This is a genomic window from Burkholderia cenocepacia (genome assembly GCF_900446215.1).
Classification (GTDB): Bacteria; Pseudomonadota; Gammaproteobacteria; order Burkholderiales; family Burkholderiaceae; genus Burkholderia; species Burkholderia cenocepacia.
In genome coordinates, this window is the sequence record NZ_UAQZ01000007.1 from 183,438 (window position 1) to 205,080 (window position 21,643).

Annotated in this window: 20 protein-coding genes and 1 pseudogene; 10 read left to right on the forward strand and 11 right to left on the reverse strand. The window is 68.9% G+C overall.

The window, feature by feature from the left end; translation table 11 throughout:
- Positions 1 to 20 precede the first annotated feature (20 nt).
- Positions 21 to 809 (forward strand): GNAT family N-acetyltransferase, encoded by a 789-nt coding sequence (locus DTA15_RS14810; RefSeq protein WP_012493549.1) that lies wholly within the window; start codon positions 21 to 23, stop codon positions 807 to 809.
- 166 nt (positions 810 to 975) lie between these two features.
- Here DTA15_RS14810 and DTA15_RS14815 read toward each other — a convergent pair whose 3' ends face one another.
- A complete protein-coding gene (locus DTA15_RS14815) occupies positions 976 to 2,334 on the reverse strand; it encodes a DUF3999 domain-containing protein (protein ID WP_006482153.1) in 1,359 nt (452 codons plus the stop codon).
- Complete coding sequence (locus DTA15_RS14820) at positions 2,331 to 5,708, reverse strand: DUF2339 domain-containing protein (RefSeq protein ID WP_012493548.1); 3,378 nt, start codon at positions 5,706 to 5,708, stop codon at positions 2,331 to 2,333. The genes DTA15_RS14815 and DTA15_RS14820 overlap by 4 nt, the downstream gene beginning before the upstream one ends.
- Before the next feature lie 164 nt (positions 5,709 to 5,872).
- Here DTA15_RS14820 and DTA15_RS38580 point away from each other — a divergent pair, with 164 nt between their 5' ends.
- From DTA15_RS38580 to DTA15_RS14850, 6 genes and pseudogenes are all read left to right on the forward strand, one after another.
- On the forward strand, positions 5,873 to 6,226 hold the full coding sequence (locus tag DTA15_RS38580) for a hypothetical protein (RefSeq protein WP_006489122.1): 354 nt from the start codon (positions 5,873 to 5,875) through the stop codon (positions 6,224 to 6,226).
- Positions 6,192 to 7,483, forward strand: a pseudogene (locus tag DTA15_RS14830) (quaternary amine ABC transporter ATP-binding protein); the annotation flags it as partial. The gene DTA15_RS38580 and the pseudogene DTA15_RS14830, both read left to right, overlap by 35 nt.
- A complete protein-coding gene (choW, locus tag DTA15_RS14835; RefSeq protein WP_006491873.1) occupies positions 7,476 to 8,372 on the forward strand; it encodes a choline ABC transporter permease subunit in 897 nt (298 codons plus the stop codon). The pseudogene DTA15_RS14830 and the gene choW, both read left to right, overlap by 8 nt.
- Positions 8,373 to 8,479: 107 nt before the next feature.
- Positions 8,480 to 9,478: a GlxA family transcriptional regulator gene (locus DTA15_RS14840; protein WP_006489109.1), complete on the forward strand. Its 999-nt coding sequence runs from the start codon at positions 8,480 to 8,482 to the stop codon at positions 9,476 to 9,478.
- Between the two features lie 102 nt (positions 9,479 to 9,580).
- Positions 9,581 to 10,528, forward strand: a complete 948-nt coding sequence (locus DTA15_RS14845; protein WP_006489128.1) for a choline ABC transporter substrate-binding protein — start codon at positions 9,581 to 9,583, stop codon at positions 10,526 to 10,528.
- 293 nt (positions 10,529 to 10,821) lie between these two features.
- Positions 10,822 to 11,448, forward strand: coding sequence for a trimeric intracellular cation channel family protein (locus DTA15_RS14850; protein WP_034178320.1), 627 nt, complete (start codon positions 10,822 to 10,824; stop codon positions 11,446 to 11,448).
- A 9-nt stretch (positions 11,449 to 11,457) separates the two neighbouring features.
- Here DTA15_RS14850 and DTA15_RS14855 read toward each other — a convergent pair whose 3' ends face one another.
- A complete protein-coding gene (locus DTA15_RS14855) occupies positions 11,458 to 11,883 on the reverse strand; it encodes a PACE efflux transporter (RefSeq protein ID WP_012493547.1) in 426 nt (141 codons plus the stop codon).
- A 137-nt stretch (positions 11,884 to 12,020) separates the two neighbouring features.
- On the opposite strand from DTA15_RS14855, the gene DTA15_RS14860 reads away from it, so the two are divergent.
- Positions 12,021 to 12,965, forward strand: a complete 945-nt coding sequence (locus tag DTA15_RS14860) for a LysR substrate-binding domain-containing protein (protein WP_006489108.1) — start codon at positions 12,021 to 12,023, stop codon at positions 12,963 to 12,965.
- Here DTA15_RS14860 and DTA15_RS14865 read toward each other — a convergent pair.
- From DTA15_RS14865 to DTA15_RS14875, 3 genes are all read right to left on the reverse strand, one after another.
- Positions 12,952 to 14,100: a WD40/YVTN/BNR-like repeat-containing protein gene (locus DTA15_RS14865; protein WP_006489115.1), complete on the reverse strand. Its 1,149-nt coding sequence runs from the start codon at positions 14,098 to 14,100 to the stop codon at positions 12,952 to 12,954. The two genes, DTA15_RS14860 and DTA15_RS14865, sit on opposite strands and share 14 nt — an antisense overlap.
- 73 nt (positions 14,101 to 14,173) lie before the next feature.
- Positions 14,174 to 14,443 (reverse strand): ubiquitin family protein, encoded by a 270-nt coding sequence (locus tag DTA15_RS14870; protein ID WP_006489119.1) that lies wholly within the window; start codon positions 14,441 to 14,443, stop codon positions 14,174 to 14,176.
- Positions 14,444 to 14,544: 101 nt separating this feature from the next.
- Positions 14,545 to 15,234: an aspartyl/asparaginyl beta-hydroxylase domain-containing protein gene (locus tag DTA15_RS14875; protein ID WP_006489133.1), complete on the reverse strand. Its 690-nt coding sequence runs from the start codon at positions 15,232 to 15,234 to the stop codon at positions 14,545 to 14,547.
- Between the two features lie 205 nt (positions 15,235 to 15,439).
- Between DTA15_RS14875 and DTA15_RS14880 the strand changes: the two genes are divergently transcribed.
- Both DTA15_RS14880 and DTA15_RS14885 read left to right on the forward strand, forming a co-directional pair.
- On the forward strand, positions 15,440 to 15,784 hold the full coding sequence (locus DTA15_RS14880) for a DUF4148 domain-containing protein (protein WP_006489118.1): 345 nt from the start codon (positions 15,440 to 15,442) through the stop codon (positions 15,782 to 15,784).
- Positions 15,785 to 15,855: 71 nt separating this feature from the next.
- Entirely contained in the window at positions 15,856 to 16,131 is a 276-nt protein-coding gene (locus DTA15_RS14885; protein ID WP_034178321.1) for a DUF4148 domain-containing protein, read from the forward strand.
- Between the two features lie 257 nt (positions 16,132 to 16,388).
- Here the strand turns inward: DTA15_RS14885 and denD are convergent, their stop codons facing one another.
- From denD to otnK, 5 genes are all read right to left on the reverse strand, one after another.
- Entirely contained in the window at positions 16,389 to 17,360 is a 972-nt protein-coding gene (denD, locus tag DTA15_RS14895; RefSeq protein WP_006489120.1) for a D-erythronate dehydrogenase, read from the reverse strand.
- 28 nt (positions 17,361 to 17,388) lie between these two features.
- Positions 17,389 to 18,165 carry a 2-oxo-tetronate isomerase gene (gene otnI, locus DTA15_RS14900; protein ID WP_006489113.1) on the reverse strand — a complete coding sequence of 259 codons (777 nt, stop codon included), beginning with the start codon at positions 18,163 to 18,165 and terminating at the stop codon, positions 17,389 to 17,391.
- 75 nt (positions 18,166 to 18,240) lie between these two features.
- On the reverse strand, positions 18,241 to 19,566 hold the full coding sequence (locus DTA15_RS14905; RefSeq protein ID WP_006489121.1) for an MFS transporter: 1,326 nt from the start codon (positions 19,564 to 19,566) through the stop codon (positions 18,241 to 18,243).
- Positions 19,567 to 19,688: 122 nt separating this feature from the next.
- Positions 19,689 to 20,327, reverse strand: coding sequence for a 3-oxo-tetronate 4-phosphate decarboxylase (gene otnC, locus DTA15_RS14910; protein ID WP_006489112.1), 639 nt, complete (start codon positions 20,325 to 20,327; stop codon positions 19,689 to 19,691).
- Positions 20,324 to 21,625, reverse strand: a complete 1,302-nt coding sequence (gene otnK / locus DTA15_RS14915; RefSeq protein WP_006489107.1) for a 3-oxo-tetronate kinase — start codon at positions 21,623 to 21,625, stop codon at positions 20,324 to 20,326. The genes otnC and otnK overlap by 4 nt, the downstream gene beginning before the upstream one ends.
- Between the last annotated feature and the right edge of the window lie 18 nt (positions 21,626 to 21,643).

Sequence of the window (21,643 nt, forward strand, 5' to 3'; positions counted from 1 at the left end):
CTTCACCACGGAGCCTGGCCATGTCGATACCCTGGAACGCGATCGCCGAACGCACCCCTGCCGCACCGCCTTTGGCGTGCGCCGATCGGGTGATCGTCCGGCGTTTCGATCCGGCAGTCGACAGCTATGCACAACTCACGCCGATGCTGCACCGCGCGTTCGCGCGACTCGGTGCGATGGGGCTCAATTGCACGTGCGTCGATCAGGACGAAGACGTCACGCGCCGCCGCGCGGAAGCGGGCGAATGCTATGTCGCCGTGTGCGGCGGGCGTGTCGTCGGCACGGCCACGCTGTATGCGACCGATCCGTCGTCGGCCTGCTCGTTGTACCGGCGCGAAGGCGTCGCGAGCGTGCGTCAGGTGGCGGTGGACCCGGCTTGCCAGAGCCGCGGGATCGGCGCGTTGCTGCTGTCGTTCGCCGAGCAGTGGGCCGCGTTGCGCGGCTATGCGCTGCTCGCGCTGGATACGCCGCATCCCGCTGCGCACCTGCTGGCGTTCTATGGTGCGCAGGGTTTCGAGGTGGTCGACGTGATGCGTTTCGCCGGCAAGTGCTACGACAGCGCGATCCTGTGCAAACGGCCCGTTGCACGTGCGGCACGCCGCGTGTTGCCGGCAGCGCGGCTGGCTGCGCGCGTGGCGGCGGTGCGGCGTGTCATGCAGGCGGGGGCGCCGCGCATCGTCGCGATGGCCCGGCGCGAGTCGGGCTGGCGTCGCGCCGGACGTTTCGCGGCGCGCCGAGCGGCCGGTGCGGCCAGTCGTCGGTCGTCGCCGTGGCGGCCGCGTCAGCACGGCCGCTTCGTGGCGCGATAGCGGCGGGCAGGGCGCCTGCTCGTGCCGCAGGCGCGTCGCGTGGCCTTCCCGCGAAGACGGGGCGCGGATCGCTCGATGAACCGGTGTGGTCACGCGCCGCGATGGCCGAAGGAACGAACCTGCTCGATGAACGCCGCGTCGAGCGGCACGCAAACGCGTGTTTGCGTCATTCGGCGCGGTCGCGCGTCTCGCCGCCGCCTTTCGCGAGGCGCCATGCGATCGCGCCGAGCACGCCGACCGCAATCACCAGTGCGCCCCACAGCACGTAGCGGCGCCCGGCATCCGCATCGGCGGCTGCCGCCGGCGCGACCGCGGACACCGGCAGCGCCGCGCCGACGCGGGCGGGCCGCACTTCCGGCGCCATGCCGACCAGCAGTGCGTCGCGGCTCACGGCCGACGACACGAGCGACGCATCGCCGACGCCGAGCGTAAACGGCGGCGTGCCGCGCGCGACGAAGGTCAGCGCGGCCGGATGCCAGCCGATCGCGACGGCCGGCTGGCCGCCGCCGAGCCCGCCGTTGCGCATGTCGACGACGATTCGCCACGCGCGATCCGTATTCGCGACGAACTCGAACGGCGGATTGCGCTGCTCGCCGCCCTTGCCCTGCAGCCGGAACAGCACGGCGGACGCCACGTCGCGCCACGGCGCCTGCGCATCGGCGCGGCTTTGCAGCGTCGCGCGCGCGACGGTGTTCGGCTGCGGCAGGTCGATGCGCACGCGGTCGACCGGATACGCGCCGTCGGTGTCGAACAGATACTCGCCGGGCGCACCGCCGGCGCGTATCCGCACGGCATCGCGCCACTGGCGCGGCACGGACGCCGTGTCGGTGCCGCGCGCGTCGCGCGGATGCGTCTCGACGTCGATCGACGCGATCGCGGGCGCGCCGTCGAGCCAGTCGAGCCGCAGGTAGCGCGGCGCCGCGCCTTCGAGCGCGATGCGCTCCTGCACCAGCATGTCGTTGCCGCGGCCGACCTTCAGCAACTGCGTGCTGCCGAGCGCTCGCCAACTGCGCAGGTCGTCGCTGGCTTCGACGGACACGCGCCCCTGGTAGCTGTCGTCGTCCACGTGCACGAGCAGTGCATCGATGCTGCCGTCGGCATGCGACAGGTCGACGAGATCCGCGCCGTGCCTGCCGTCCGAAGGCGTCGCGACGGCCGCGCGCAGCGCGCCGTCCGGGCCGACCGTCACGCCGAGCGGCGCATTGCCGTGTTCGGCGCGGACGGGCGGCAGCGGGAACCAGTGCACCGGCGTGCGGGACGGCGGCACGCCGGATGCGGCCGCGGCGGGTGCATCGAGCGAGTACGGCACCGGCTCGCCCGCGCCGTTGAAGACGCGCACGTCGCCGAGGTCGTCGCGCCGGCTCGCCGCATACACGGGCTGCGGCACGGTGAGCTGGTAATACGCGGCGCTGCCGTCGAGGTCGAGCGCGAAGCGCTGCGTGACGCGGCCGGCGTTCGGCGCGCCGTCGGCTGCCGCGAACGACGCGAGCAGGCTCAGCCCGAACAGGGCGGCGAGTCGTTTCATGGCTGGCCGTCCTGTTGCGCGGCGGCCTTCGGCGGCAGCGGCGAGAAATAGCCGATCAACAGCAGCAGCACGCCGATACCGATGAACGACACGATGCGCTCGATGCCGGTGACGTGCGACAGGTCGAACAGGAACAGCTTGACGACCGTGAGCGCGAGCAGCGCGGCGCCGATGAACCACAGCGGTCGCAGCCCGCGGCGCGTGGCCCAGATCGTGATCGCGAGCGCGCAGACCGTCCAGTACACGGACACCGACGCCTGCACGAGCGTCGACTCCGCCATCGCGCCGAATTCGTACGGCACGCCGGCCCAGTGATGCAGCGTGCGCAGCAGGATCGCGTTCAGCCACAGGAACCCGGTCGCGCCGCCCGCACCCAGCAACTCGACGCGATACGCGTCGAACGACCAGCCGAGCCTGCGCGCGCGCATGAACCACGACGCGGCGAGCGCATAGACGACCGCGAGCACGAGATCGAGCGGATTGAACAGCGGTACGCGCGCCCAGCTTCCGCCGTCCTGCGTGAAGTTCGCGTAGAAGGTCCACGCCCACATCACGACGATCAGCGGCAGCGACGCGAACGCACAGAGGCGGGCGATGCCGTCGCGGCGCGTGAGCCACATTCCGGCGAATGCGAACAGGCTCCAGCCGACCATGAACACCTGCTGGATGCCGAACGACGACAGCACGGTGTCGATGTCGTAGCCCAGGTGGAAGCGGTGATGCAGCGTGCGCAGCAGCAGCGCGTTGAACCACAGGAATACGGTCGCGATCGCCATATAGTCGACGACGCGCGGATGCCACGCGAGGCCGAGCGATTTCAGGCGACGCAGCCACGCGACGAACGCGACGAACACGAGACCCTGCGCGACGTCGAGCGGATTGAGCAGTGGCAGCCAGAAGAGCGGAGCGGCGTCACCGTCGCTCGCCGTGCTGGCGATGCTCCAGAGCCACAGCAGCGCCGCGAGCGGCGCGGCTCCCCACACCTGATACGCACGCGGGAACGCGGCGACCGGCCAGCGCAGGCGCGAGCCGGGGCCCGATACGAGCAGGAGCAGCGCGCCGAAGCCGTACGCCCATGCGCTCCAGCTCCACGCGCCTTCCGGGACGAACGTGCGCAGGCGCCAGAAACCCTCGAGCGACAACAGTCCGCACAGGGTCCAGAACGTCAGCGTATGCAGCGGCGCGAGAATGCCTGCTGCAACGGCGGACGCCGTGCCGTTCGCGGCGGCGGCGCCGGTCGTGCCGCGCGACTGGCGCCACAGCAGCGCGAGCCCCGCGCCGACGGCGATCGGCCACGCGAACGCGCCCATGCCCGACAGCGGCGCTTCGTGCGCGTCGAACGCGCGCAGCGCGAGCAGCGCCAGCACCGGCGTGAGCGCGAGCGCGGGCCATTCGGCGAGCGGCCATGCGAGCCGGCGGCGCGCGACGTGCGCGAGCCATGCGGTGCCGGCCGCGAACAGCGCGGTCGTATCGACGACGAAGCGGTCGGCATGCAGGTCGACATGGCGGCTCGCATAGACGAGGATCTCGTGCAGCCCGCCGCTGACCCACCACAGCAGCCCCCACGCGGCGGCCGCGACACCGATCTCCGGCATCCATGCGTGCCACGCGCGCGCTTCGCCTCGCCCGTGCAGCCACCAGCCGGTGAACAGGCCGACGAGCGCGATCAGCAGCATCGCGATATACGGGCTGTTGAGCACCGGCAGCGCGGCCGTGTCGGCCGGGCCCAGCAGGCTCGTGAAGAACGCGCCGGCCGCGGCGACCTGCATCAGCAGCCCGAAGCCGAACGCGAGCAGGCGCTTCTGGCGCACGCCGAGCCACACGACGGCCGCGCCTTCGATGGCCCACGCGGCGCTGGTCGTCGGCCCCGAGAACGCGAGCGGCACCGCGAGCGTCGCGAAGATCACCGCGAGCGCGAGCATCGATTCGAACAGCAGGCCGAGGCGGTCGCGGCGGCGCGCGAGCCATGCGGCGACCGCGACGTAGAACGCCGACAGCGCGACCGCGCTCCACGCGAGCCCGAACGGCATGCCTTTGACGAGCGACGCCTGCAGCGCGGTCGCGACGATCGGCGTGCCGAACACGAGCGTGCCGTCCACGTAGTGTCGCAGCGCGAGTTCGCGTTTCACCGCATACAGCAGCGCGATGCCGACATACATCAGGAAGAACAGGATGAGGAACGGCTCGGTGCTCGCGAACAGCGCGGGACGATAGGCGGTCACGCCCCACGCGGAGCCGATCGTGAACGTGAACACGAAGCCGAGCAGGTTCAGCGGGCGCCACGCCTTGAACCACGCGATCGCGAAGATCCCTGCGTTCAGCAGTGCGTAGTAGCTGAACAGCGCGACATGGTTGCCCTGGCCGGTCGACAGCAGGATCGGCGCGAGGAAGCCGCCCGCGCTGCCCATGAATGCGAGCGGCAGCGCGTTCTGCCGCACCGCGAGGAACGCGCTCAGCGCGCAGACCGCGACCATCAGCGGGAACGCGGCGCCGACGGGCAGCAATGCATACAGCTTGGTCGCGGCGAAGATCGTCAGGTACAGGATGCCGACGCCGCCGCCTTGCAGCACGAGGCCGTACGCGGCGCGACGCGCCCGCACGCGCCAGCCGATCGCGAGCAGCGCGGCCGCGGCGAGCGCCGTGCCCGCGAGGCGGAACTCGATCGGCAGCATGTCGTTGTCGGCCGCGTACTTGAGCAGGAACGCGACACCGAAGAACAGCACGATGATCCCGACGCGCACGACCGTGTTGCCGCCGAGCAGCCAGTCGCGCGCGGCGCCGAATGCGCGTTCGGCGATGCCGGGTTCACGGGGTGCGGGCGGGACAGCGCGGGCCGGTGCGGCCGGGGGGATCGTCGTGGTGTCGACGGGGGCAGGCGCGGATGCGGCCGGGCGCGCGGCGGTTGCCGGCGCGAGCGTCGAGGCGGGCGCCGGTGCCGAGGTGGAGGCCGATGTACCTGCCCGTGCGACAGCAGGTTGCGCGGGTGGTACGGGCGGTGTCGGGGAGTGCGCCGGCAGCGGGGCGGATGTGGCGCTCGCCGAAGCCGTGTGCGCGATGCCGCCGGAAGTCGCCGCGCCGGCCGTCGCGCCCGCGAGTTGCACACGCAGCGCGTCGAGTTCGCGCGTGAGCGTGTCGACGGTGGCTTCGAGGCGCGCGACGCGATCGGCGAGCGGTAACGGGGGCGGCGGCGTCGCGGAGACCGCGAACGCGTCGGGCGTGGCGCGCGGGTTCTGCTGCTTGCGTTGCCGCAGCGCGTGCCCGACGCAGAATCCGACGGCGGCCCCGAGCAGCGAGCCGCTCCCGGCCGAGAAATCCCCGATCAAGGCAGCGATGCCGCCCACGATGAAACCGATTACGGCGAATGCCCAGTTCAACGCCTTGCTCCCTCTCACTATCGTTATCGTCCTTCGATCGCGGATCGCACCGGATCGAGGCGGTTTCAGCACGGCCGGCAGGCGAACCGGCATGCGCGCGCCGTGCGGCTCGGCCCTCGTGCGAAAGGCCCGCGGCATCGTCGCGATCGGCGTGTTTGCGGGGAATGTATCACAGCGTGCCCGCGCCGAATTCCGGGGGTGACGCGGTATCGCGGCATGCGCCGTTCGGTGTCGCCATCCGGCTTTTTGCACGGTCATGCTTTTTACTGGCGAATGGATGCGCGCTTTCGTCTGAGCAGATCGACGCCGGAACGGACGTCGATTTGTCGCAAAACGACGCGTGCCCGATGCGACCTGACGCAAAACCTCATGTGCCGTTCGCCGCGCTGCTGCGCACAAGTCCGGCGGGCGATGCCCGTCGTTGCTGGCCGGGCGCGTATTGCGCTGCCGCAATCGGCGGCGCGGCCCGCCGGACGGGGCCGGAGGCTGTGTCGTATTTGCGCAAGCGTTTGTCGTAATTCGTCGGCAGGCCGGGGTTTTTTCTGGCAACTATGTAGGCACGCTATGACAAGCGCGAGTCCCCGCTACACGAGGAGAAGGTTTCGATGGATGCCCCCAAGGTTGTGGTCGAAGGTCTGTGCAAGGTGTTTGGAAGCAATCCGCAGCAGGCGCTCGACATGCTCGCCGCCGGCGCGACGAAGGACGATGTGCTCAAGCGCACCGGTCAGGTCGTCGGCGTGCACAACGTCTCCTTCGATGTGCAGGAAGGCGAAATTTTCGTGCTGATGGGCCTGTCCGGCTCCGGCAAGTCCACGCTGATCCGACTCGTGAACCGGCTGGTCGATCCGAGCGCCGGCAAGGTGCTGATCGACGGGCTCGACGTCGCGTCGGCGCGCCGCTCGGCGCTGACCGCGCTGCGCCGCAAGGACATGAGCATGGTGTTCCAGTCGTTCGCGCTGATGCCGCATCGCACCGTCGTGTCGAATGCCGCGTTCGGGCTCGAAGTCGCGGGCATGGGCAAGAAGGAGCGCGAGCGCCGCGCGATGGAAGTGCTCGAGCAGGTCGGCCTCGCGCCGTTTTCGCACAAGCTGCCGTCCGAGCTGTCGGGCGGCATGCAGCAGCGCGTCGGCCTCGCCCGCGCGCTGGCCGTGAACCCGTCGCTGATGATCATGGACGAGGCGTTTTCCGCACTCGATCCGCTCAAGCGCCGCGAAATGCAGGACGTGCTGCTGCAACTGCAGAAGGAACAGCGTCGCACGATCATGTTCGTGTCGCACGATCTGGAGGAAGCGCTGCGCATCGGCAACCGCATCGCGATCATGGAAGGTGGCCGCCTCGTGCAGGTCGGCACGCCGCAGGACATCATCGCGAACCCGGCCGACGATTACGTGCGCGCGTTCTTCGACGGCATCGACACCAGCCGCTATCTCACGGCCGGCGACCTGATGCAGACGGGCGCCGTGCCGCTCGTGTCGAAGTGCGATGCCGCGAACGTCGCGGCGTCGCTGAACGGCAGCGCCGAATACGCGTTCGTGCTCGATGCCCAGCGCAAGATCCGCGGCTTCGTCACGCGCGACGCGATCGGCCAGGACACGCCGTCCGTGCGGCCGATCGAAAGCATCCGGCGCGATGCGTCGCTCGACCATGTCGTCGCGCGCGTGGTCGCGAGCCCGAATGCACTGCCGGTCGTCGACGACGACGGCTGCTACTGCGGCTCGGTCGATCGCGCGCTCATCCTGAAGGCCATCACGCGTTCGCGAGGCTCCCATGTCTGAAATGATTCCGCTCGGTAGCTGGGTCGACCAGTCCGTTCACTACCTGCTCGACCACGACGCGAAGACGTTCGACGCGATCGGTCAGGCGATCGAAGGGCTCGCCGCATTCGTCGAGCATGGCCTGCAGGCGATCCCGATGTGGTTGATGATGGCGATCTTCATCGGCGTCGGGCTGTGGCGGGTGGGCTGGCGCTTCGCGCTGTTCACCACCGCGTCGCTGCTGCTGATCTTCGCGACCGGCTTCTGGGACCAGACGGTCATCACGCTCGGGCTCACGCTGTCGTCGACGATCATCAGCCTCGTGCTCGGCATTCCGCTCGGCATCTGGGCCGCGAAGAGCAAGTGGGTCGCCGCGATCGTGCGCCCGATCCTCGACCTGATGCAGACGATGCCGGCCTTCGTCTACCTGATTCCGGCCGCGATGCTGTTCGGTCTCGGCCGCGTGCCGGGGATCCTGTCGACGGTGATCTTCGCGATGCCGCCCGCGGTGCGCCTCACGAGCCTCGGCATCCGCCACGTGAACCGCGAGATCGTCGAAGCCGGCCAGGCGTTTGGCTGCACGCCGTGGCAACTGCTGTACAAGGTGCAGTTCCCGAACGCGCTGCCGTCGATCATGCAGGGCGTGAACCAGACGATCATGATGGCGCTGTCGATGGTGATCATCGCGTCGATGGTCGGCGCGGGCGGCCTCGGCAACGACGTGCTAGCGAGTATCCAGCGCCTCGACATCGGTCTCGGCTTCGAAAGCGGTCTGTCGGTCGTGCTGCTCGCGATCATTCTGGACCGCATCACCGAGAGCTTCGGCCGCGCACCGGGCACCGTGAAGGCGCCGCTGTTCTCCGGCCTCAAGCAGCTGTTTCGCGTGAAGGCCGCGCCCGCACAGGCCTGATCTTCGGCGGCCAGGAGCGACCTGGCCGCACACCCTGAATAGATAACGGTTCCCGCGGCTTCGGCCGCGGGGCTGGCCCCCTGCAACCTCCTCGCCAGGAGACCGATGTGACGTCCGCCGTCGCTGTCGCGCCCGCCGCCTGCGTTTCACCGGTTTCGTCCCTCGCCCATTTCGGCTTCCTGACGCTGCCGAACTTCTCGATGATCGCGTTCTCGAGCGCGGTCGAAGTGCTTCGGATGGCGAACTACGTCGGGCGGGCGGAACACTACAAGTGGTCGATCTACTCGCTCGACGGCGCGCCCGTGCATGCCAGTAACGGCATCGCGGTGCGGCCCACGCAGGCGCTCGACTACGACAACCTGCCCGACGTGATGATCGTGTGCGGCGGCATCCGCATCCGCGACGTGGTCGACGAGGGCGCGCGCGATACGCTCGCGGCGCTCGCCGAACGCGGGCTGCCGCTCGGCGGCATCTGCACGGGCGCCTATGCGCTGATGTCGAGCGGGTTGCTCGACGGCTATCGCTGCACCGTGCACTGGGAAAACCTGTCCGCGCTGCATTCCGAATTTCCGCGGGTGGGCTTCGCCGACGAGTTGTTCGTCGTCGATCGCGACCGGCTCACCTGCACCGGCGGCACCGCGCCGCTCGACCTGATGCTGAACCTCGTCGGCATGCGCTTCGGCCAGCAACTGGCCGCGCAGGTATCCGAGCAGTTCATCCTCGAGCGCATCCGCAGTTCGACCGATACGCAGCCGATTCCGGTCGATGCGCGGGTGGGCTTCTCGCGCGCGGAGCTGATCGAGGTCGTGCGGCTGATGGAGGCGAACATCGAGGAGCCGCTGTCGCTCGAGGAACTCGCGCGGCTCGTGCGGCTGTCGCAGCGGCATCTGCAGCGCATGTTCAAGGTGTACCTGAACGTTTCGCCGACCCACTATTACCTGACGCTGCGCCTGAAGCGCGCACGCGACCTGCTGCGCACGACCGATGCATCGATCGCGCGCGTGACGACGGTCTGCGGGTTTCATTCGCCGTGCCATTTCAGCAAGGCATACCGCGCGCAGTTCGGCCATGCACCGAGCTACGAGCGCCGGCTGCCGGGGCGCTGAACGGGCGGTCATTCGGTCCGCGACGTCGCCGGGATCGCGGCGCGCGGCTTCAATAAACGATCCCGCATTCAAGCAAACGACATCACTTTGAGGAGAAGCAAGATGAAGCGCCTATTGATCGCAGCGGTGTGCGGGATCGGGGTGGCCGCGCCGATGTCGGCCGTTTATGCGGCCGATCCGCCCGTATGCAAGAACGTGCGCTTCGCCGATGTCGGCTGGTCCGACATCGCGGCGACCACGGGCCTCGCGTCGACGATGCTGCAGGGGCTCGGCTACAACCCGACGAAGACGATCGCGTCGGTGCCGATCACGTTCGCCGGGATCAAGAGCAAGCAGATCGACGTGTTCCTCGGCTACTGGTCGCCGACGATGGACCCGATCATCCAGCCGTTCACGAAGGCCGGCACGATCAAGGTGCTCGCGACGCCCAACCTGACCGGCGCGAAATACACGCTCGCGGTGCCCGACTACGTGTACCAGGGCGGCCTGAAGTCGTTCGCGGACATCCAGAAGTACGCGGACAAGCTCAACGGCAAGATCTACGGGATCGAGCCGGGCAACGACGGCAATGCGCTGATCAAGAAGATGATCGACGGCAACCAGTTCGGCCTCGGCAAGTTCAAGCTGGTCGAATCGAGCGAGGCCGGGATGCTGGTCGAGGTGAATCGCGCGATCCGCGACAAGCAGTGGATCGTCTTCCTCGGCTGGGAACCGCATCCGATGAACGTGCAGATGAAGATCGACTACCTGACCGGCGGCGACGACGTGTTTGGCCCGAACTACGGCGAGGCGAAGGTGCTGACGGCGACGCCGCCCGACTACTCGCAGCGCTGCCCGAACGTCGCGAAGTTCGTGTCGAACCTGCAGTTCACGACGTCGATCGAGAACCACGTGATGGTGCCGATCATGAACAAGCAGGATCCGAACAAGGCCGCCGCCGAATGGCTGAAGGCGAATCCGCAAGCCCTCGACAAGTGGCTCGCGGGCGTGACGACGCTCGACGGCAAGCCGGGCCTGCCGGCGGTGAAGGCGTACCTCGGCGTGCATTGACGGTGACCTGTCGGGCTTGGCGGTTGCGACCCAAAACCTGACGTGCATGATGAGCCGGCGCAAGCAGGGTGCCCTGCTTGCGCCGGTTTTTTGCTGCCCGCTTCGCGCTTGGCCCGACCGCTGGCCGGCGATGCGCTAGACTGCTCGATCCCGATCGAGGAGACGGCAATGACCCGCAGCACGCTCGATACATCCGGATGGCAATCGGCAGCCGCCACGCGACCGAATGGCGCGACCGCTTCGGTCGATGCTGGCTGCAACCGGGCGATCCCGCACCGCGGCCGTTCATTCGCATGAAGCGCATCGAGCAAGTCGTGCTCGCCGCCGATCTCGCGGGCACGGCGGTGTTCGCGATCGAGGGCGCCAATGCGGCGATCGGCGCCGGACTCGACCTGTTCGGGGTGATGGTGCTGTCGCTCGTCGTCGCGCTTGGCGGCGGCGTGATTCGCGACCTGCTGATCGGCGCCCGCCCGCCGAGCGCCGTGAGCGACTGGCGTTATCCGGCGCTCGCGTTCGCCGCCGGGCTGTTCGCGTTCGTGTTTCATGCGCGGGTCGCGTCGTTCCCGCCGTCGCTGCTGACGGCGCTCGATGCGGCCGGCCTCGCGTTGTTCGCGGTCGCGGGCGCGGTGAAGGCGCTGGAATTTCGCGTCCACCCGTTCATCGCCACGCTGATGGGCGCCGTGACCGGCTGCGGGGGCGGCGTGGTGCGCGATCTGCTGCTCGCACGGATACCGGTCGTGCTGGTCACCGACATCTACGCGAGCGCGGCGCTGCTCGGTGCGGTCGTCGTCGTGTCGTGCCGGCGACTCGGTTGCCCGCCCGTCGTCGCGGCCGTGCTGGGCGGCGTCGCGTGCTTTGCGCTGCGAATGGCGGCGGTGCGCTTCGGCTGGCAGTTGCCGAAAATTGCCGCGGGGGCGTAAGCGCCCGACTCACGATCCCTTCGTCGCCGCCGGCACGTCGAACACGCGATCGAACGCCCACTGGAACACGAACGCGTAGCAGAAGAAGAACGCGAACAGCCCGATGTCGACGACGAACGCGTCGAACCACGAGATGTCGAGCCACCCCGACACGACCGGCACGAGGATGAAGATCAGTCCGCCCTCGAATCCGGTGGCGTGCAGGATGCGCCGCCCGAGCGTACGCGCCGGCTGTCGGCGCGACGCTTCCCAGCGCTCGAACAGTGCGTTGAAGATCAGGTTCCACAGCATCGCGATCGCCGACATCGTCGCCGACAGCGCACCCGAGTAGACGAGGTCCTGCTTGAAGATCGCCGCGATCACGGGCGAGATGCAGGAAATGGCGATCGCTTCGTAGAGCACCGCCTGCGTGATCCTGCGCGGTAGGCCTTGCACGGGTTCCTCCGGTTCGACGGCGGCGTCATGCCGCAACGTCCCGCAAGGCTAGCCGCGTTGCGCACCCGCTTCAATTCACCTAATCTCACCCGGATTGAATCCAATTCAACCCGGCCGCATCCGGCCCGCGAGGCTCCGTGTTCTCGAAAATTCCCCTGACCGCATTACGTGTATTCGAAGCGTCGGCACGGCTCGGCACGTTCAAGGCTGCCGCGGACGAGTTGTCCGTGACGCCGGCGGCCGTGTCGCACCAGATCAAGGCGCTCGAGAGCCGCGTCGGCGTGCTGCTGTTCGAGCGCGGCGCGGGCGGCGTGCGGCTGACCGAAGAAGGCGAGCGGCTGTTTCGCGCGAGTCACGATGCGTTGCTGGCGTTGAGCCGCGGGCTCGACGCGGTGCGTCCGGAGGCGGCCGACGAGCGCACGCTCGTGCTGACCACGACGCCGGCCTTTGCGGCGATGTGGCTGATTCCGCGTCTCGGTGCGTTTCGCCGCGTCGATCCGCATCTGCACATCAAGGTCGAAACCGGAAACGCGCTCGTCGATCTCGAACGCGATGCACGGATCGATCTCGCGATTCGCGCGACGTCGCGCCAGTTTCCCGCGCTGCACGAGATTGCGTTGATCGACGAGTACTTCGGCGCGTATGCGGCCGCCGGGTTCGATGCGCATCGCACGGACGCGCCGCTCGATCTGATCGAGACCGTGTGGGACACGCCGCTGCCCGTGTCGGTCGACTGGGCGTCGTGGTGCCGTGCGGCGGGCCGGCAAGCGTGGCTCGAACGCGCGGTGTTTCGCCATTACGACGACGAGCATTACGCGTTGCAGGCCGTGCTGCACGGGCAGGGTGTCGCGCTGCTCAGCTCCGTGCTGGCCGCCGAGCATGTCGAGCGCGGCGCATTGATGCCGATCGATCCCGCGGTGCGGCTCGACGGCGCGCGCTTCGTCGCGCTGTGCCGGCCGGGGCGGGAGCGCGAGCCGCAGGTCAGGCGGTTTCTCGACTGGCTCGAAGCGGAAATCGCCCGGACCCGCGACGCGGTGGCGCGGATCGCGCCCGATGAGCGCCGCGCCGCTACCCGAAGCTGACGCAATAGACCGGCGGCAAGTGCGCCGATATCTGTTGCCAGTGCTCGCCGCCATCGGCGGACGTCCATAGTCCGCCCGTCGTCGACGCCATCGCGAGGCGCGTGCCGGAATCGTCCACCGCGAGCCCGTGCCGGTACACGAGGTCGTACGCCGGCGCGGCCGGCAACCCGTTCGACAGACTCTCGAAACTGCGGCCGCCGTCGCGCGTGCGCGTGACGACGAACCGGCCGTTCACCGGGATCCGGCACGCGTCCTTCACGGCCGGCACGAACCACGCGGTATCCGGTTCGTGCGGATGCACGGCCACCGCGAAACCGAAGCTCGATGGCTCGGCCTCGATGCGCCGCCAGTGTTCGCCGCCGTCGGTCGAGCGGAAGATCGCGCAGTGATGCTGGGTCCACAGCACGTCCGGGTTGGCCGCGCACTGCACGACGCGGTGCGGATCCTGCATGTTCGGCTCGCCGCGCCGCTCGGGCGGCATGTAGTCGGCTTCCATGCCTTCCGCCGTGACGCGCCAGGTCGCGCCGCCGTCGACGGTCTGCCAGACGCCGCCGCACGAGACGCCGACGGTGACGTGCCGGCTGTCGCGCGGATCGACCATCACCGAATGGATGCCCGGCGCGTCGTACCCGCCGCCGCCCCATTCGGCGCGTTCGGGGCGATCCCACAGCGCGCGGTTGAGGACCCACGAGTCGCCGTGGTCGTCGGAGCGGAACAGGCCGCCGGGAATCGTGCCGGCCCACAGCACGCCGGGTTCGTCCGCGCCGCCGGCTTCGAGCGACCAGATTTGCTGCAGCGTCCACGGCGGTTGCGGCGATCCGGCAGGCTCGTCGTCGGTGTCGCCGCTGCCTGCGCGCGTGTCGGCACGGGCAGGCGACACATCGGCTGGCTGCGGCGGATAAACCGGAACCGCGCATTCCTCCCAGTCGGTGGCGCCTGCGCGCAGCCGATGCAGCTTCACGCCGAAATGACCGAGATTGAGCGCCGCGTACAGCGTGCCGTCGCGCGGATCGGCGAGCGCCATGCTGACGGGCTCGCCGATGAAATGCGGTTCGCCGGGCGTCCAACCGCCGTTGCCGTCCGGTTGCAGGACGAACAGGCCCTTGCGGGTGGCGACGAGCAGTCGATCGTTCATGTGCGATGTCTCCGGATGGTTCGCCTTGGTACGGCGGCACTTGGTATGGGGATGCGCCCGTGCATCGGTCCCTTTATCCGCCGGTCAGCGCCTGCACGACATACACGCGGCTGGTGGTCCCGAGCGCATCGGACAGGCGCTGCCGGTCGCGGATCGGCTGGCCGTCGATGAACACCGACAGGTGCTTTCGCAGCGCGCCCTGGTCGTCGACGATGTAGCCGCGCAACCGTGGCTGCTCGCTGAAAATGGTGTCGAATGCTTCGCCGACCGTGTGCGCGTCGATGTCGCGCTCGGGCGTTTCGACGTGCCGCTGGATCGACGCGGCGAAGAAGAGGTGCGCCATGGCGGTAGCTGGCAGGAGCCGCACGAAGGGACGGCTTGTAGTGTAGGCGATCCGGCGTGCGCCGAAAGGTGCATTGAAGGCGCCGTGCAGGGTGGCGGCGGCTACACCGGAATCGACCGCCCCCGGATCCGGATCCCCAGCCGCACGACGCCGATCACCGCATTCGACAGCCACGTGAGCCAGCGCGGCATCCCGCGGCGGCGGATATCGAGCAGCAGCACGATCCGCACCGCGTCGCTGTCGTTCCATACCTCGTGCGTGAACGTGTCGTCCCACAGCAGGAAGCGGCCTTCGTCGAGCCGGTATTCGTGCCCGTCGACCTTCAGCACGGCGGCCGGCGTACCGTCCGCGCGCGTCGGCATCGACAGCACGAGATACCCGCGCAGGATGCCGCGAAACGGCCCGCGATGCGGCGGGATGTGCTTGCCGGGCGCGAGGAACGACAGCGACGCGGACAGCACGTCCGGCGACGCCGCGACGAGCGACGCGACGGTCGGGCAGCGCGACAGGTTGCGCGGAAACGGCTGCCCGTACGCCTGCATGATGAACATGCGCCAGTCGCGTGCGTCGTTGGCCGAGATGTCGTACTGCTCGCGCATGATTTCGTGAAAGCGCGGGATGCGCGGCATGTCGCGTGCTACCGCCAGCGCCTCCGCGCGGATCGCGGGCCACGCGCGCACGAAACGCTCGGCATCCGGGAATGCGGCCGCGTCGAGCACCGCACCGCTGTCGATATGGCGGTCGTACAGCGTGCGCAGCAGGGCGGCTGCATGGTCGTAGGCGGCGGACATGGGCGATCGATGGGCGGTCCGGATGAAGTGCTGGTCAGTCTGCCGAAGCGCGACGGGCATTGCGTTACGTCAGGTTACGCCGGCTGACGAATGAATGACAGTTGAATGTCCGGCCGGCGCGAATGGCAAGCCGGGAATAAACACGACCCCTCCGTCGTCATACGGGTGTAGCACGTCGTCTCGTTGATCGATGAAGGAGTGGAACATGAATACGCAATGGCTGGTGGCCGCCACGGTGGCGGCAATGTCTCTCGCAGGTGTCGCGACGCAAGCGTCGGCACAGGCGCTCACGCGCGAGCAGGTCCGGCAGGAACTGATCGATGCCGAAAACAACGGGTTGCGCTTCGTGACCGATACGTCGTATCCGGACGTGAGCCCGCTGTTTCAGCATCAAGCCGAGCGGATGCCGCAGCGGCAGGCCAGCACGGCGGTCGGCAGCGATCCGGCCTTGTCGTCCGAAGCGGGCAAGCCGGCGGCGATGTCGCCGCGTCCGGGCACCGCCGCATGCGTCGGCCCCGCGAGCTTCTGCACGATCTATTTCGGCAGCTGATCCACCCGCCTGCATGCGCAGCTCACGCCTGTCCCATGGTTGATCGGTACATCACGTTGAAGGAGTTCATGATGAAAACATATGTCGCACTACTGATGATGATCGGTGCGCTCGCCGGTCAGTCGGCGTTCGCGCAAGCGGCCGCCCCGCTGACGCGTGCGCAGGTCCGCGACGAACTGATGCGTCTCGAAGCGGCCGGGTACGACCCGGCGAAGGGCGACGACGGCGAGTATCCGGCCGACATCCAGGCCGCGGAAGCGAAGCTCGCCGAGCAGGATCGGGCGCGCATGGCGGCGTCGGCGACGCCGGCGGCCGAACCCGGCATGCCGGCGCAGGTCGGCAACTAGGGGCCGACATGTCCCCGTGTGGCGAGAGACCGCCGGCATCGCGACAGAGCGAGGCGCGCGCGCTGCGGGTCGCGCGGATACGAATCGTGTGGAGCGGGGGTGCGGTGTCGTCCCGGCGCCGATGCGTGCTTCATGCCGGCGCTCGCGCTCGACGCGAAGCGTCCGGGTAGGCCGGCACGCGGGCGGGACGCGACGCGCGTCGTGGCGCGTCGGAAAGTCCGGCCGAGCCGCGTCGAGGCGGCCCGGCCCGGCGCAAATCAGCGCCGTTCGTCCGCGATATGACTGCGGATCACGTCCGCGAACGACGCGTCGCCCTTCAGCCCGAGTGCTTCCGCGCGCGACGTATCCCAGCGGCCCGGCCAGCTGCCGACGATCTTCTCGACGCGTTCGTCGGGCGCATGACGGATCAGCTTGACGACCTCGTCGCCCGCGACGTCGCGCAGCGCCGCGATCATCTCGTCGACCGACACCGACAGCCCCGGCAGGTTGATCACGCGCTTGTTGCCGAGCTTCGCGCTGTCGAGTTCACAGCCGGCGACGAGCGCTTCGATCGCGCCGCGCGGCGACAGCAGCCACAGCCGCGTCGAGCCGGGCACCGGGCACACGCTTTCCTCGCCGTTCAGCGGCTCGCGGATGATGCCGCTCGCGAACGACGACGCGGCCGCGTTCGGGCGGCCGGGCCGCACGCTGATGGTCGGCAGCCGCAGCACGCGGCCGTCGACGAAGCCGCGCCGCGCGTAATCGCACAGCAGCAGTTCGGCGATCGCCTTCTCGGCGCCGTACGACGATTGCGGGTTCAGCGCGGTGTCGTCCTGCACGACGTCGGGCAGCGCGCCGCCGTACACCGCGACGGAGCTCGTGAACACGACACGCGGCTGGTGGCCGCGCGCGCGGCACACTTCGAGCAGCGTGCGCGATGCGTCGAGATTGATCCGCATGCCGAGATCGAAATCGGCTTCGGCTTGCCCGCTGACGATCGCCGCGAGGTGGAAGATCGCGCCCGTCTGCGTGTCGATCGCGCTGTCGAGCACCGCGCGATCGGCGATGTCGCCGACGATCGACGTCACGCGCGCATCGCCGAAATCGCTGCCCTTGACGACGTCGAGCAGCACCAGCTCGTCGATCTTCTCGCTGCGACCGTCCGGGCCGGTCAGTTCGCCGCGCTCGAGCAGCTTGCGCGCAAGACGCTGGCCGAGAAAGCCGGCGCCGCCGGTGATCAGTACTTTCATGTTGGTTGCCCTCTGAGGAATGCTTGAATTACAGGTACGGCTTGAGCCAGCCGAGGCCTTCCGACGTGCCGGCCTTCGGCCGATACTCGCAGCCGATCCAGCCGTCGTAGCCGAGTGCGTCGATCAGCGCGAACAGGTACGGGTAGTTGAGTTCGCCGACATCCGGCTCGTGGCGTTCAGGCACGCCCGCGATCTGGATATGGCCGATGCCCGCGAAATCGCGCTTGAGCTTCATCGCGAGATCGCCTTCGACGATCTGGCCGTGGTAGCAGTCGAACTGCACCTTCAGGTTCGGTGCACCGATTTCCGCGCGGATCGCCTGCGCGTCGTCCTGGCGGCTCAGGAAATAGCCGGGCATGTCGCGCTGGTTGATCGGCTCGATCAGGATCGTGATGCCGTGCGCGGCCGCCGCCTGCGCCGCATGACGCAGGTTCGCCAGGTAGGTGTCGCGATGGCGCGCGCGGTCGGCGCCCGGCGCGACCATGCCGGCCATCACGTGCAGCTTCTTGTTGCCGATCACGCGCGCATAGTCGAGCGCCTGGTCGATGCCGCGGCGGAATTCGTCCTCGCGGCCCGGCAGCGACGCAATGCCGCGTTCGCCCGCGGCCCAGTCGCCCGGCGGCGCGTTGAACAGCGCCTGTTCGAGGCCGTGCGCGTCGAGGCGCGCGCGGATGTCCTCGGCCGCGAAGTCGTACGGGAACAGGTACTCGACGGCCTTGAAACCGTCATGGGCGGCAGCGGCGAAGCGTTCGAGGAACGCATGCTCGGTATACATCATCGAGAGGTTGGCGGCGAAGCGGGGCATGGCAGCGGGTCCTGTGAATGAAGGGAGCGGGGCGCCATGCGCCCCGCGTCGAATGATGAATCGGCCGGCGGCGGATCAGCGGTTCACGAGCTTGGGCGGCGTGAGCCATACCGCGATCGCGCCGAGCACGAGCATCGCCGCGAGCACGTACATGCCGGACGACGTGCTGTGCGTGACGTCCTTCAGGTAGCCGATCACGTACGGGCTCGCGAAACCGGCGAGGTTGCCGACCGAGTTGATGATCGCGATCCCGGCCGCGGCCGCGGAGCCGGCGAGGAACGCGGTCGGCAGCGACCAGAACAGCGGCGCGCAGGTCAGCACGCCGCCTGCCGCGAGCGACAGGAACACGATCGACACCGCCGTATTGTGCGAGTACGACGCGGCGACCGCAAACCCGATCGCGCCCATCAGCGCCGGCACGATCAGGTGCCAGCGGCGTTCGCGGCGCTTGTCCGCGCTGTGGCCGAACAGGTTCATCACGACGATCGCGACGACGAACGGAATCGCCGACAGCAGGCCGATCTGCAGCGTATCGGTGATGCCGGTCGATTTCACGAGCGTCGGCATCCAGAACGTGAGCCCGTACTGGCCGGTGACGAACGCGAAGTAGATCAGCGACATCCACCACATGCGCGGGTCCGAGAACACGGCCTTCAGCGAATGGCCGTGCTTCTGCTGTTCCTGCGGCTGCGCGGCGATCTCGTCTTCGAGCAACTGCTTCTCGCGCTCGTCGAGCCATTTCGCGCTGCGAATGCTGTTGTCGAGATACAGGATCGTCGCGATGCCGACGAGCACGGCCGGCACGGCTTCGATCATGAACATCCATTGCCAGCCGTGGAAGCCCGAGCCGCCGTGGAAGCGCTCCATGATCCAGCCCGACAGCGGGTTGCCGAAGATGCCCGACACCGGAATCGCGGACATGAACACCGCGATGATCTTCGCGCGGCGGTGCGACGGGAACCAGTACGTGAGGTACAGGATCACGCCCGGGTAGAAGCCGGCTTCCGCGAGGCCGAGCAGGAAGCGCAGCACGTAGAACTGCGTGGGCGTCTTCACGAACGCGAACAGCGCGGACAGCAGCCCCCACGTGATCATGATCCGCGCGATCCAGATGCGCGCGCCGATGCGGTGCATCAGCATGTTGCTCGGCAGTTCGAACAGGAAGTAGCCGAGGAAGAAAATCCCGGCGCCGAGCCCGAACACGGTTTCGCTGAATGCGAGATCCTGCGACATCTGCAGCTTGGCGAAGCCGACGTTCACGCGGTCGAGATACGCGACCACGTAGCAGAGCATCAGGAACGGCACGATGCGCCAGAACACTTTCTTGTAGGTGCGGTCGAGTTCGCCCGATTGGGCGGCCGCGGCGGGCGAGCGGCTTGCGGCCGCGTCGAGAGCAGTCATCGTCGTCTCCTGGACTATCGTGTACCGGCGGCGCGTACGCCGCCGGATCGTGTGTGTGCTGACGGAAGGGCCCGCGCACACGGCGGGCATGGGAAGCGGTGCGTGATCCGGACGGCGACGCGTTACCAGCGCGCGCCGAAGGTCTGGCGCAGTTCGTCGAGCGCGGCGTCGGACAGCGGTTCCGGCTTCGGCTGCGTCATCAGCCACAGCCGCGCGGTTTCCTCGAGCTCCTCGAGCGCATACGACGCGTGCGATACCGACGGCCCCCACATCACGGGGCCGAGGCGATCGAGCAGCACGCCGCGCACCTGGTCGGCCAGCGCCGCGACTTCGGCCGCGACGGCCGGGTCGCCGGGGCGGCGGTAACGGATCAGCGGAATGTGCCCGACCTTCATCACGTAGTACGGCGTGATCGGCGGCAGCACGTCGGTGTCGCGCCACACGCCCGCGAGCGTCAATGCGACGAGGTGCGTCGAATGCGTGTGGACGACGCCGTTTGCTGCGGCGTTGCGCGCATAGATGCCGCGATGCAGCGCGAGCGTCTTCGACGGCTTGCCGCCCGAGACGGGCTGCCCGTCGGCGCCGACTTTCGCGATGTCGTTCGGGTCGAGCCGGCCGAGGCAGGCGTCGGTTGGCGTGATCAGCCAGCCGTCATGCAGGCGCGCGCTGATGTTGCCGGCGCTGCCGACCGCATGGCCGCGCGCGTACAGGCTCGCGCCGACCACGCAGATCTCTTCGCGCAGTTTGGCTTCGTCGCTCATCGTGCGGCTCCGTCCAGCGCGCGCAGCGCCTTGTCGAAAAAGTCGGTCGTGCCGAAGTTGCCGGATTTCAGCGCGAGGCCGAGCGGCTGCGCGTCGACGGTGGCCGTGGCCGGCACGCCCGGATCGATCTGCGCGCCGATCTGCAGCGACTTCACGTCGAGCGCCTGCACGACCGCGCCGGACGTTTCGCCGCCCGCGACGACGAACTTGCGCACGCCGAGTTCGCGCAGCCCGCGGGCGATCGCCGCGAGCGTGCTTTCGACGAGATGGCCGGCCGCGTCGACGCCGAGCGCCTGCTGCACGGCTTTCACTTCGTCGGGCGTGGCCGTTGCGTAGATCAGCACGGGCTGCGGCAGGTGCGCGCGCGCAAACGCGAGCGCCTGCTCCACGACGGGCTCGCCGCGCGAGGCCGCGAGCGGATCGATGCGGAAGCTCGGCCGCGTCGCACGCCACGCGGCGACCTGTGCGTTGGTGACTTTCGACGCGCTGCCGGCGAGCACCGCCGACAGGCCGTCGATGCGCGGCAGCGACGCCGCGTTGTCGCGCTCGGGCAGTTGCTCCGCGCGGCGGAAATTCGCGGGCAGGCCGAGCGCGATGCCCGAGCCGCCGGTGACGAGCGGCAGGCCTGCGCACGCTTCGCCGAGTACGTAGAGATCGCGGTCCGACAGCGCGTCGGCGATCGCGAAACGGGCGCCTTCCGCGCGCAGCTGGTCGATCCGCGCGCGCACGGCGGCCGCGCCGAGCGCGATCGTGTCGTAGCGGATCAGGCCGACCGGCGACTGCGTCTGCCGTTGCAGCACGCGCACGAGGTTCGCGTCCTTCATCGGCGTGAGCGGATGATTCTCCATCCCCGATTCGTTCAGCAGCACGTCGCCGACGAACAGGTGGCCGCGATAGATCGTGCGGCCGTTCTCGGGGAATGCCGGGCACGCGACCGTGAAGTCGCCGCCGGCCGCGTCGAGCAGCGCGTCGGCCACCGGCCCGATGTTGCCCGCGTCGGTCGAATCGAACGTCGAGCAGTACTTGAAGAAGAACTGGCGGCACCCTTGCGCGCGCAACCATTCGTACGCGGCGAGCGATTGCGCGACGGCGTCGGCGGCGGGAATCGTGCGCGACTTCAGCGCGACGACGATCGCGTCGGCGTCGACGATCGTGTCGGCAGCGGCGCCGTCGGCGGGCACGCCGATCGTCTGCACGGTGCGCATGCCGCTCTTGACGAGCATGTTCGCGAGATCGGTCGCGCCGGTGAAATCGTCGGCGATGCAGCCGAGCAGGGGACGGGAAGCGGAAGCGGTCATGGCAAAAGCGTCGTTCGA